The following is an 11,947-nucleotide window of genomic DNA, read 5'->3' as shown; positions in this document are numbered from 1 at the left end:
CCCCGCTCGTCACAGCCCGTTCCGGGAGATCACCTCCTGGTACCACCGGGCGCTGGCCTTCGGTGTGCGCCGCTGGGTCAGGTAGTCGACGTGCACGATCCCGAACCGCTTGCGGTAACCCTCCGCCCACTCGAAGTTGTCAAGGAATGACCATACGAGATAACCGCGCAGGTCCACGCCCCGGGAGATCGCTTCGTGCGCCGCACGGAGGTGCCCGTCGAGGTAGGCGATGCGATCGGCGTCGATCACCTGCGCCGGACCGTCGGGCGAGTCGGCGCCGGGTTTGTCGGGGAATGCGGCACCGTTCTCGGTGATCAGCAGCGGCACACCTGGGTAGTCGGCGGCGATCCGCTCCAGCAGCCGGGTGAGCCCGGCCGGCTCGATCATCCACCCCATGTCGGTGAGTGGCCCGGCCGGTGGGAGGAAGTGCACGGCGCCCTCGGTGCCCGGGTACGCGCCGTTGCCGGCGCCGTCGGGCCGCCCGGCCACGTAACTCGGGGCGTAGTAGTTGATGCCGAGCAGGTCGATCGGGGCGGCGATGAGCTTCTCGTCGCCGTCGCGGATGAACGTCGGCTCGACGATCCGGGCCATGTGCTCGCGGACGTCCTCCGGGTAGCCGCCGGCCAGCAGCGGATCGAGGAAGATCCGGTTGTGCAGGCCGTCGACCAGGCGGACCGCGGCGGCGTCGGCCGCGCTCTGCGGGTCGGCCGGGCGTACGTCGGCCGGGTTGACGGTGACGCCCACGCTGCGCGCGCCGGCGGCCCGCAGCGCCCGCGCCGCCAGGCCGTGCCCCAACAGCAGATGGTGTACGGCGGTGAAGGCCGCCGCCCCGTCCTGCTCGCCCGGAGCGTGCAGGCCGTTGGCGTAACCGAGGTAGGCCGAGCACCACGGCTCGTTGAGTGTGGTCCACACGTCGATCCGGTCGCCGAGGCGCGCGTACACGGCGGTGGCGTAGGTGGCGAAGTGCTCGGCGGTGTCCCGGTTGGTCCAGCCACCCCGGTCGCCGAGGGCCTGCGGCAGGTCCCAGTGGTAGAGGGTGACGATCGGGTCGATTCCCCGATCCAGCAGCGCATCCGTGAGCCGGTCGTAGAAGTCCAGCCCACGGGGGTTGGCGGGGCCGGTGCCGTCGGGCTGGATCCGTGGCCAGGCGACCGAGAACCGGTACGCCCGAAGGCCCAGCTCGGCCATCAGTGCCACGTCGTCGGCGTACCGGTGGTAGTGGTCGCAGGCGACGTCGCCGGTGTGGCCCTGGTACACCTTGCCCGGCGTACGGCTGAAGGTGTCCCAGATGGACGGACCGCGACCGTCGTCGCGGGCCGCACCCTCGATCTGGTAGGCGGCGGTGGCCGCCCCCCAGAGGAAATGCTCGGGAAAACGGATCTCGTTCACGCCTTGACCGCACCTTCCATGATTCCGCCGATGATCTGCCGGCCGAACAACACGAAGACCAGTAGCAGGGGCAGCGTCGCGATGGCCGTTCCGGTGAACACCTGCGACATGTCCTGGTAATACCCGTCCGACAATGCGCGAAGGGACAGCTGCACTGTCGGATTCGCCGGATCGTTCAATACAGCGTACGGCCAGAGGAAGTCGTTCCAGGTGGTCATGAAGGTGAGTAGACCGAGAACGGCGGCGGCGGGACGCAGGGCGGGCAGCACGACGTGCCACCAGATCCGGGCGGTGCCACAGCCGTCGATCCGGGCGGCCTCGATCAGCTCGTCACTGACCGCCTGACCGGCGTACTGCCGCATCATGAACACCCCGAACCCGGTGACCAGGGCCGGCACGATGACCGCGGGCAGCCTGTCGTTCCACTGCAGTCGGGTCATCAGGAGATACAGCGGGATCACGCCGAGTTGGGTCGGCACCATCATGGTGGCGATGATGACGAGCAGCATGGCGTTGCGGCCGCGGAACCGCAGCTTGGCGAAGGCGAAGCCGGCCAGGCTGGAGAAGAACACCACGGACACGGTGACAGTGGTGGCCACGATCGCCGAGTTGATCAGGCCGGTGAGGAAGTACGCGTCGGTGTTGTCGAACAGTCGGGCGATGTTGGCGCCCAGGTTGCCGCCCGGCGTCACCGGTGGCGGTAGTTGCCCCATCGCGTCACTGGATCGGCTGGCCACCACGAACATCCACCAGATCGGAAAGACCGACAGGCCGGCGGCGACGACCAGGGCGAGGTAGGTGAGCGGGCTGGCCCGCCAGAGTCGGCTCATCGCGCCGCTCCCTTCCGCGGGCGGTCGCCGCCGAGGCGGCGCAGGAGCAGCACGTTGACCGCCGCGACGACCGCGATGAGCGCGAAGAGCAGCCAGGCCACCGCCGAGCCGTACCCGAAGTTGTAGTGCGGCGCGAAGGCGTTCTCGAACATGTACATGGTCAGCGTCTGCGACTCGCGCATCGGGCCGCCCCGGATCGGGTTGGTGCCGGAGTGGAACAGCCGGGGCTCCGTGAAGAGCTGCAGTCCGCCGATGGTGGCGATGATGGCGCAGAAGATGATCGTCGGTTTGAGCAGCGGCACTGTGACCGACCAGAACTGTCGGGCCCGGTTGGCGCCGTCGATCGCCGCCGCCTCGTACAGGTCGCGGGGGATGGCCTGCATCGCGGCCAGGAGGATCAGCGCGTTGTAGCCGGTCCACCGCCAGTCGACCATGGCGGAGATCGCCACCCAGGAGGCGAACCGGTTGGACTTCCAGCCGATCGCGTCCAACCCGACCAGGTCGAGCAGCCAGTTGATCATGCCGAACTCGCGGCCGAAGATCACCCCGAACACGATCGCCACCGCTGCGGTGGACGTGACGTTGGGGACGAGCACCGCCATCCGCCAACCGGTGCGGGCGCGCAGGCCACGGTTGAGCAGGTTCGCCATCCAGAGCGCGGCGAGCAACTGCGGCACTGTCGAGATGACGAAGATCCCCAGCGTGTTGACAAGCGCGTGCCAGAAGTCGGCGTCGGCCAGCAGCCGGGTGTAGTTCTCCGCCCCCACGAAGGGGTGGTCGGCGCCGAGCAGGTCCCAGTCGTGCAGCGACACCCAGAAGGTGTACGCCAGTGGGTAGACCCCGAAGACCGCGAAGAGCAGGAAGAACGGGGCGATGTAGAGGTACGGCGAGAGTTGGGTGTCGAGCCGGCTGAGCCGACCTGACGAGCGCTGGGGTGCCGGTACGACCGGCGGGCGGGCGTCGAGCTGGACGGTCATGCCCGGGGACTCCTTTCCGCCGTGCGGGCGGGACTCCGGTCGTCGGAGCCCGCCCGCACGCTGGTTGGGCTACTTGGCGGCGGCCTTCTTCGCGTTGGACACCGCGTCGGTCCAGCCCTGCGCGGGGCTGCGCTGGCCCAGCTCCACGGTCCGTACGGCGTTCTCCACCTCGGTCCGTACGGCCTGGTTCTTCGGGCCCATGTAGACCGGCTTCAAGCTCTTCGCGCCGGTGCCGAAGATGGCGCCGACCGGTGCCCCCGAGAAGTACGCGTTGGTCGCGCCGGTGATCGCCGGGTCGTCGAGCGCCTGCGGCGAGGAGGGCAGCGGACCCTTGGCCTTGAACGCGCCGATCTGCCCCTTGGCGCTGGTGAGGAACTTGGCCAGCTCGATCGCCTCGGCCTGGTGCTTGCTCTGCTTGGGCACGGCGAGGTGCGATCCACCCCAGTTGCCGCCGTTGCCGGGCACCCGGGCGATGTCCCACTTGCCCTGGGCGGCCGTGCCGGCGTTGGCCTCGATGACGCCTGTCATCCAGGCGGGGCAGGCGATGGTGGCGAACTTCGACTGCTTGAAGGCGGAGACCCACTCCTCCGACCAGGAGCCGTACTTTCCGGACAGGCCCGAGTCGATGATGTCCATTGTGGTGTCCCACGCCTGCCGTACCGATGGGTTGCTGTCGACGACCAGGTTGCCGCTGGTGTCGTAGTAGCTGTAGCCGGTCGTGTTCCCAGCGGTCTGCAACAGGATGGTGTTGAAGGTGTTTGTCGCCCCGTCGAGGAAGGACGCGCCGGTCTTCGCCGCGGTGAACCGCTCGCCGGTGGCGATGTAATCCGGCCAGGTGGGCCAGAGCTTGGAAACCGCGTCCCGCTCGGTGGGCAGGCCGGCCTTTTCGAAGAGGTCCTTGCGGTAGCAGATGGCGATGCCGCCGACGTCGGTCCCGAGGCCGATGAGCTGCTTGCCGTCGGCGGTCAGGCCGGCGTTCCACTTCCACTCCAGGAAGTTGCCCTTGAGGTCGGCGGCGCCGTGGTCCAGCAGGTTGACGAAGTTCGCCGGGTTGGCCTTGTACTCGACCAGCAGCCCCTCCTCGATGGCCACCACGTCGCCGGCGCCTCGGCCGGCGGCGAGCCACTGGGTCAGCTTCGGCGAGTACTCGTCGAGGTTGGTGCCGGTGCCCCGCTCGACGATCTTCACGTCGGGGTTCGCGGCCATGTAGTCCTGGTATAGCTGCTCGTAGCCGAACTGGCCGAAGACGTCGACGGTCAGGGTGATCTTTCCGTCGCCCGGCTCGTCGCCGCCGCCGCAGCCAGCGGAGACGAGCAGGGCGGTGGCGGCGGCGAGGGCCACCGCGGCGTGGCGGCGGCGCGGGAAGACAGCCATTGGTTATCGACCTCTCTCAAGGCGGGCGGGTGATGGCAGATGGCTAAGAGAGCGCTCTCACGACAGGGTGGTGGGTCGCCAACCCGCTGTCAAGAGAGCGCTCTCTCGCCGTTGCGGTCTCGTCCCCCCGACGCCGTCTCGTCCCCCGACGCAAACGAGGGCGCCACCCCGGATGGGGTGACGCCCTCGTTCGTGGTGGGCGGTCAGCCGGTGCGCAGACCGTCCAACAGCGTGCTGTCGCCGACGACGTCCAACGTCTCGAAACTCACCCGCCCCCACAGCGCCAACAGCAGGTCGCTCGCGGTGCCACTGACCTGAGCGCGGGCGTGGTGATCGTCGTGGTCGAAGATGGTCGCGGTGTCGAGCAGCGCCACCCCCTCACCGCGCAGCCGCAGATACCACTCCTGGGCCGCATCGGTCGCACAGAGCTGCACCACCCCGTGCCAGTCACCCGGCACCTGCCGCCGGCCCGCGGGCAGCCAGGTGTCCAGCACCTCACCCACCCCGTCGGCCGCGAGCTTCGCCTCCACCGGGTCACCGGCCCCGATGGCGAGCTGCGCGTCCCAGCGGTGCACAGTCGTCTCGTGCGCCATCCGACGCGGCCAGAAACCGGCCCTCTTCGGCTGTGGGGCCCAGTTCCACGCAGGGGCCTCCGGGTCGAGCCCGTCGAACAGAGTCATCACCCGGTCGTACCCCTGCTGCCACAGCTGGACCGCGTTCACGCCCGGGTCGGCCTCGATCTTCTCCCGCCGAGGCGGTTGGCTGCTCTGGCCGGAACCCGCGAACGACGAAACCCAGTGGTAGATGCCGGCCATGTGCAGCGTGAGGTCGTTGACCGTCCAGCCCGGACAGGACAGCACCGGTGTCTCCGGCGGCGCCTCGGCCACCGCTGCCGCGAAAGCCGGACCCTCCGTCCGGAGCGCCCCGATCCAGAAATCCTTGCTGCCCTGCAGTCTGCTCATCGCCATCCTCCCGGGGGTGCCGGGCGACCAGTGGGTGCCACGGCTACTTGTCAGCCTAAGGTGAAAGGCGTGTCAGACGCCTCCGCCCAGCCGACAACCGACGCCGATCGTGCCACCCCCGGTCCACTCGCCGACCACACCACCCTACGGATGGGTGGGCCGGCCGAGCGGATCGTGGCCGCCGGCAGTGCCGACGAGATCGTCCGGGCTGTGCGGACCGCAGCGGAACCGGTCCTGATCCTGGCCGGGGGCAGCAACGTGGTGATCGGCGATGCCGGCTTCCCCGGCACCGTCGTCCTGGTGCGCTCCCGTGGGGTGCGGGTCATCGCCGAGGACGCCTCCTCGGTCACCGTACGGGTCGACGCCGGCGAACCGTGGGACGACCTGGTCGCCGCCACCGTCGCCAACGGCTGGTCCGGGCTGGAGTGCCTGTCCGGCATCCCCGGCTCGACAGGTGCCACCCCGATCCAGAACGTCGGCGCGTACGGCCAGGAGGTCGCCGAGACGATCACCGGCGTCGAGGTGTACGACCGGGTCGAGGTCACCCGCCAGGTCATCCCCGCCGCCGACTGCGGCTTCACCTACCGGGGCAGCATCTTCAAGTACGTGGACCGCTGGGTGGTGCTCTCGGTCGACTTCCGGCTCACCAGGTCCCCGATCTCCGGGCCCGTGCGCTACGCGGAGCTGGCCAGGGCCCTCGGTGTCGAGGTGGGCGACCAGGTGCCGCTGGCGGACGCCCGAGCGGCGGTGCTGCGGCTGCGTGCCGGCAAGGGGATGGTGCTCGACGCCAACGACCCGGACACTCGCTCGGTCGGCTCCTTCTTCACCAATCCGGTGCTCGACCGGGCGACGTACGAGCAGCTCCTGGAACGCTCCGCGGAGCTGGGCGACCCGCCCGCCTGGCCCGGGGCGGACGGCCTGGTCAAGGTCAGCGCCGCCTGGCTGATCGACAAGGCCGGCTTCGCCAAGGGTCACCCCGGCGAGGGTGGGGTGGCCATTTCCAGCAAGCACACCCTGGCCCTGACCAACCGCAGCGGCACCGCCCACACCGATGACCTGCTGACCCTGGCCCGCACCATCCGCGACCAGGTCCACGCCCGCTTCGGCGTAACCCTCCACCCCGAACCAGTCCTCATCAACTGCACCCTCTAACCCCCCGCCCCGGCCCCGGCCCCCGCGATCTTGCAGTTTCTGCGGGGACATAACGGCTAAAAAAGGGCGAATCGTCGACAGGAAGTGCAAGATCGACGCGTGGGGTGGGTGGGGCGGGGCGAGGGTGCGGTGGGTTTAGGGGAGGGGCCAGGGGAGGGTTAGTTCGCCGTGGCGCCAACGGGTGGGGTTGTTGAGGATGGGCCAGCCCGTCTCGCGGAGGCGGGTCACCGCTCGCAGCCAGCGTTGGCGGGGGCCGAAGGTGGCGTACGGGGCGGCGGCCTGCCAGGCGTCGTCCAGAGCGCGGATCAGCGCGTGCACCGGCTCACCGGGAACGTTGCGGTGGATCAGCGCCTTGGGTAGCCGCTCGGCCAGCTCAGCGGGGCTGCCCAGCGTGGTGAGCCTCGCGGCCAGGGTCAGCGTCCGGGGGCCCTCGGCGTCGATCAGCAGCCAGCTGGCGAGCCGCCCCAACTCGTCACACGTGCCCTCGACGAGCACTCCACCGGGGGCGAGCGCGGCGGTCATCGTCTGCCAGGCTTCGGCCACCTCGCTCTCGTCGTACTGTCGCAGCACGTTGAACGCGCGGACCAGCACCGGCCGGAGCCCGGCCAACTCGAACCCACCTCGGGCGAAGGTCAGCCCGGGTGGGTCGGCGGCCGATGCCGCAGCCGCCACCCGGGCCGCGTCGATCTCCAAACCGACCAGCCGTACGTCCGGACGTACCCCGGCCGCCAGCCGAGCGCGCAACTCCACAGCGGTCACCGGGGTGGCGCCGTAGCCGAGGTCGACCACCAGGGGGTCGTCCGCCGCCAACAGCCGGTCGGCGCAGGTGGCGACGATCCAGTTGTCCACCCGACGGAGCCGGTTCGGGTTGGTCGTGCCGCGCGTGACCACGCCTAACGGCCGGCGTCGCGCAGCAGGGCTCATGTCACCATTCCCGCCGACGGCCTTAGGAGACCCGGTGCACCTTGTGCTGGGCGGCCTGCGCCCGTGGCCGGACCACCAACCGGTCGATGTTGACGTGCTCGGGGCGGGTGGCGCACCAGGCGATGCAGTCGGCGACGTCCTCGGCGACCAGTGGCCCCGGCACCCCGGCGTAGACGGCGGCCGCCCGTTCCGCGTCGCCCTCGAAGCGGACCAGCCCGAACTCGTCGGTCTTCACCATGCCCGGGTCGATCTCGATGACCCGCAGCGGCCGGCCGCACAGCTCCAGGCGGAGCGTGCCGGCGATGGCGGTCTGCGCGTGCTTCGCGGCGGTGTAGCCGCCCCCGCCCTCGTAGACGGTCAGGCCGGCGGTGGAGGAGACCACCACGATGGTGCCGGAACCGGAGGCCTCCAGCGCCGGCAGCAGCGCCTGGGTGACCCGTAGGGTGCCGAGTACGTTCACGTCGTACATCCACTGCCAGTCGGCGATCGAACCGGACTCCACCGGGTCCAGCCCCCGCGCGCCGCCGGCGTTGTTGACCAGGAGGGTGACCGGCCCGGGTGCCTGGGCGGCGGCCTCGGCCAGCCCGGCCACCGACTCGTCCGAGGTGATGTCGCAGGTCACCGCGGTGGCCTGCCCGCCGGCGGCGGTGATCTCGGCGACCAGGTCGGTGAGCCGTTCGGCGCGGCGGGCGGCGGCGAGCACGTGGAAGCCCTCGGCGGCGAGCCGGCGGGCGGTGGCCGCGCCGATCCCGCTGGACGCTCCGGTGACGATGGCGACTGAGGTCATCCCGACATTGTCACCCCGGGCGTATGACCCGCCCCGAGCGGGCGTACGGCAGCCGTTGGCGGCGTTCGGTGATGAGGTCCGTCACCCCGAGGGGCCGTGCTGGGGAATTTCCGAAGCCCGATGGGGAAGATGACATCCGGCGTACAGGTTGACCGAGAAGCGCCGGTCGTGCGAGACGGCATCAACCGTGACGAAGGAGCGGATGTGGCGGAAATGCACACCGGTGTCGGGCGTCAGCGAGGTGCCCAACCGTGGCCCCGACCGCGCCGCATCGCCACCCTGTCGGTGCACACCTCACCCCTGCACCAGCCCGGCACGGGTGATGCCGGCGGAATGAACGTCTACATCCTCGAAGTCGCCAGGCGTCTCGCCGAGGCCAACGTGGAGGTGGAGATCTTCACCCGGGCCACCTCCGGTGACCTCCCCCCGGTGGTCGAGATGGCGCCCGGCGTGCAGGTCCGACACATCACCTCCGGCCCCCTGGAGGGTCTCACCAAGGAAGAGTTGCCAGGTCAGCTCTGCGCCTTCACGGCGGGGGTGCTGCGTGCGGAGGCGTCCCGTCCGCCCGGCCACTACGACCTGATCCACTCCCACTACTGGCTCTCCGGGCAGGTCGGCTGGTTGGCCAAGGAGCGCTGGGGGGTGCCGCTGGTGCACACCGCGCACACCCTTGCCAAGGTCAAGAATGCCCAGCTCGCGGCCGGTGACCGGCCGGAGCCCAAGGCCCGGGTCATCGGCGAGGAACAGGTCGTCGCCGAGGCGGACCGGCTGGTCGCCAACACCCGGTTCGAGGCCGCTGACCTGCTCGACCGCTACGACGCCGACCCGACCCGGGTGTCCGTCGTGCAGCCGGGCGTCGACCTGGCCCGGTTCCGACCCGCGCCGGGCGACAGGTCCGCGGCCGCCCGCCAGGCCCGTCGCCGGCTGGGGCTTCCAGTCGACGGGTACGTGGTTGCCTTCGTCGGTCGGATCCAGCCGCTCAAGGCCCCCGACGTGCTGATCCGCGCGATCGCCGCGTTGCGGGAGCGCGACCCGGCGCTGGCTGACCAGGTGACAGTGGTGATCTGCGGTGGGCCCAGCGGCAGTGGGCTGGACCGGCCGACCGCCCTGATCGAGTTGGCCGCCAAGCTCGGGGTCGCCGACGGGGTGCGGTTCCTGCCACCGCTCACCGGGGACGACCTCCCGGCCCTGTACCGGGCGGCGGATCTGGTCGCGGTGCCGTCGCACAACGAATCGTTCGGGCTGGTCGCCCTGGAGGCGCAGGCGTGCGGTACGCCGGTGCTGGCCGCCGCCGTCGGAGGGCTGGTCACCGCCGTCCGGGATCAGGTCAGCGGCGTACTCATCGACGGGCACGACCCGGTCGACTGGGCCCGTGCGCTGGGCAACCTGCTGCCGAACCGGGCACTCCGGTCGGTGCTCGCCCGAGGTGCCGAGCAGCACGCACGGCACTTCTCCTGGGACCGTACGGTCGCCGGTCTGCTCGGGGTCTACGGCGAGGCGATCGCCGCGCACCGTGCCCGGCTCGCGGCCGACCTGGCGAGCGACCCGGCGCTCTCCTGCTCCTGGTGACCCCGGGCGTCGGTCGCCACCCGGTGCGCGGGCCGGGTCGGTCGTAGAGTGGGTCCGGTGAGCCCGAAGAGCGATCTTGCGACCCTGATCGAGTCGGTCTGCGCCGAGCGGGACCTGGCCTGGGAGTCGACCGGCCCCGGCTCGTACGCGGTGACGCTGCCGGGCACCCACAAGCTCAAGACGATCTGCAACCTGATCATCGGCGAGCACGCGCTGCGGGTCGAGGCGTTCGTGATGCGCCAACCAGACGAGCGCCGCGAGGAGCTGTGGGCCTGGCTGTTGCAGCGCAACGCCCGGATGTACGGCGTCTCCTTCTCCACCGACGCGGTCGGTGACGTGTACCTGACCGGTCGGGTCAACCCGGCCGGCGTGGACGCCGACGAGTTGGACCGACTCTTCGGCGCCGTGCTCACGTACGCCGACGAGTCGTTCGACACGATGCTGGAGATCGGGTTCGGCAGTTCGATCCGGCGCGAGTACGAGTGGCGGGTCAAGCGGGGCGAGTCGACAGCCAACCTGGCCGCCTTCGCCCACCTCTTCGAGCCCACCGGCGCCGGCCCCGACCCCGATCCAGCCTGACGCAGCCACTCGATTCCGGGTCCCGCACGACCAGGGCGAGTTGACTGTGGTTCGGAGTGCTCCTGACGGGTATGCCGCACCGCGCGGTGCGGCAAGGGACCCCCGCGCGCCGATGACGGAGTGCCAAGGAGCGGAGCGTCCCATGGCTCAGCGGAACAGCTCAGGTCGCGGCGCGACTGCGACCAGGACGAAGCGACAGGCCGGCAACCAGACGCCGGGTACACCAGGAGTCTCCGAGTCGGAGATCTCCCGGATGCGGGTGGACGACATCCGCGGGCAGTTGCGCAAACGCGGGGTCTCCGGGATCTCCGCACTGCGCAAGCCCGACCTGGTGAAACAGTTGGTGCGCTCGATGCGGGCCGGCGCGGGTCGGAGCAGCACCGGCCCGTCGGGCCGGGCCACCGGCAGCCGGGCGTCGGCGGGTCGTGCCGCCGCCACCAAGAAATCGGCGGCCAGGCCGGCGGCGAGCCGCGCGAAGGCAGCGCCGGCGAACAAGAGCGCGCCCGCGAAGCGGGCCGCCGCGAAGAAGGCGACCGCCACGCGGAAGTCGACGGCGGCGGTGAAGAGGGCGCCGGCGAAGAGGGCGACCGCCGCGAAGAAGACGACGGCGGCGGCGGCGAGGCCAACTGCCGCACGCAAGACCACGACGGCGAGCAGGACGGCTGCCGCCCGTAAGACCGCGGCGGCACGCAAGACCACGGCAGCGCGGAAGAGCACGGCGGCCCGTAAGACGGCGACGGCGCGTACGGCGCCCGCGCGGAAGGCGCCGGCGAAGAAGGCGCCGGCCCGCCCGGCGGCGAAGCGCGCGACGGCGGCCAAGAGCGCGACGGCCAAGCGTACGGCGGCGGCCAAGCGTGCGCCGGCCAAGCGCACGCTGACGCCGTCGACAGGTGGCGGGACGACGGCCGGCGGCATCCGGACCGGGCGGGGCACCGGCCGGTCGGTCCGCAGTTCGCAGGTGATCTCGTCGATCGCGGACCGGCCGGAGCGGCCGGGGCGGAGTCTGATCACGGCGAACCACGAGGTGATCCAGCGTTGGGCCCGGGAGCGCGGGGCGAAGCCGGCGACCATCGCCGGCACCGAGCGGGACGGCCGGGCGGGCGTGTTGACCTTCAACATTCCCGGATACCGGGAAAGCAGCCGGATCCGTGAGATCACCTGGGATGAGTGGTTTTACACCTTTGACCTGCGCCGACTGAACCTGATTTATCAGGAGCAGTTGCGGAACGGCCGGCAGAGCAACTTCTTCCGGACCGAGTCACCCGATCGGGAAGACGGTTGACGTGTTTGCGGGAATGGCCGACGGGTAGTCGGCTGTTGCCAACGGACGAGGCCGGAGCAGCGGATACTCGTCAGTTGTGACGGGCGAGACAGCCCTTCTGGGTTGAATCCAGAATCCGGGCG

The 11,947-nt window shown here is 70.6% G+C and carries 11 protein-coding genes; 4 read left to right on the top strand and 7 right to left on the bottom strand.

Translation table 11 applies throughout. The features are described 5' to 3' along the window. Positions 1 to 9: 9 nt before the first annotated feature. The 5 genes from KBX71_RS09475 to KBX71_RS09455 all read right to left on the bottom strand — a co-directional run bounded on the left by KBX71_RS09475 (position 10) and on the right by KBX71_RS09455 (position 5,532). Entirely contained in the window at positions 10 to 1,389 is a 1,380-nt protein-coding gene (locus KBX71_RS09475) for a GH1 family beta-glucosidase (RefSeq protein WP_210817605.1), read from the bottom strand. Beyond that, on the bottom strand, positions 1,386 to 2,219 hold the full coding sequence (locus tag KBX71_RS09470; protein ID WP_124820352.1) for a carbohydrate ABC transporter permease: 834 nt from the start codon (positions 2,217 to 2,219) through the stop codon (positions 1,386 to 1,388). Before KBX71_RS09470 ends, KBX71_RS09475 begins: the two co-directional genes overlap by 4 nt. Then, positions 2,216 to 3,196, bottom strand: coding sequence for a carbohydrate ABC transporter permease (locus KBX71_RS09465; RefSeq protein ID WP_210817604.1), 981 nt, complete (start codon positions 3,194 to 3,196; stop codon positions 2,216 to 2,218). Before KBX71_RS09465 ends, KBX71_RS09470 begins: the two co-directional genes overlap by 4 nt. Before the next feature lie 69 nt (positions 3,197 to 3,265). Continuing rightward, positions 3,266 to 4,570 (bottom strand): ABC transporter substrate-binding protein, encoded by a 1,305-nt coding sequence (locus tag KBX71_RS09460; protein WP_210817603.1) that lies wholly within the window; start codon positions 4,568 to 4,570, stop codon positions 3,266 to 3,268. 203 nt (positions 4,571 to 4,773) lie between these two features. Continuing rightward, on the bottom strand, positions 4,774 to 5,532 hold the full coding sequence (locus KBX71_RS09455) for a maleylpyruvate isomerase family mycothiol-dependent enzyme (protein WP_210817602.1): 759 nt from the start codon (positions 5,530 to 5,532) through the stop codon (positions 4,774 to 4,776). Between the two features lie 69 nt (positions 5,533 to 5,601). Between KBX71_RS09455 and KBX71_RS09450 the strand changes: the two genes are divergently transcribed. Then, a complete protein-coding gene (locus tag KBX71_RS09450; RefSeq protein ID WP_210817601.1) occupies positions 5,602 to 6,684 on the top strand; it encodes a UDP-N-acetylmuramate dehydrogenase in 1,083 nt (360 codons plus the stop codon). Between the two features lie 135 nt (positions 6,685 to 6,819). Here KBX71_RS09450 and KBX71_RS09445 read toward each other — a convergent pair whose 3' ends face one another. Both KBX71_RS09445 and KBX71_RS09440 read right to left on the bottom strand, forming a co-directional pair. Further along, positions 6,820 to 7,608 (bottom strand): class I SAM-dependent methyltransferase, encoded by a 789-nt coding sequence (locus KBX71_RS09445; RefSeq protein WP_210817600.1) that lies wholly within the window; start codon positions 7,606 to 7,608, stop codon positions 6,820 to 6,822. 22 nt (positions 7,609 to 7,630) lie between these two features. After that, complete coding sequence (locus KBX71_RS09440) at positions 7,631 to 8,395, bottom strand: SDR family oxidoreductase (RefSeq protein ID WP_210817599.1); 765 nt, start codon at positions 8,393 to 8,395, stop codon at positions 7,631 to 7,633. Positions 8,396 to 8,494: 99 nt separating this feature from the next. Here KBX71_RS09440 and mshA point away from each other — a divergent pair, with 99 nt between their 5' ends. The 3 genes from mshA (at position 8,495) to KBX71_RS34535 (ending at position 11,825) form a co-directional block, all read left to right on the top strand. After that, the gene (gene mshA, locus KBX71_RS09435) at positions 8,495 to 9,964 is read left to right on the top strand and encodes a D-inositol-3-phosphate glycosyltransferase (protein WP_210817804.1); all 1,470 of its coding nucleotides are present in this window, start codon (positions 8,495 to 8,497) and stop codon (positions 9,962 to 9,964) included. 57 nt (positions 9,965 to 10,021) lie between these two features. Beyond that, complete coding sequence (locus KBX71_RS09430) at positions 10,022 to 10,543, top strand: YbjN domain-containing protein (protein WP_210817598.1); 522 nt, start codon at positions 10,022 to 10,024, stop codon at positions 10,541 to 10,543. A 352-nt stretch (positions 10,544 to 10,895) separates the two neighbouring features. Then, the gene (locus tag KBX71_RS34535) at positions 10,896 to 11,825 is read left to right on the top strand and encodes a hypothetical protein (RefSeq protein ID WP_374102593.1); all 930 of its coding nucleotides are present in this window, start codon (positions 10,896 to 10,898) and stop codon (positions 11,823 to 11,825) included. Positions 11,826 to 11,947 lie beyond the last annotated feature (122 nt).

It is taken from the genome of Micromonospora sp. D93, from assembly GCF_018070365.1.
GTDB lineage: Bacteria > Actinomycetota > Actinomycetes > Mycobacteriales > Micromonosporaceae > Micromonospora > Micromonospora ureilytica.
This window is presented reverse-complemented; position numbering and strand designations above follow the sequence as displayed.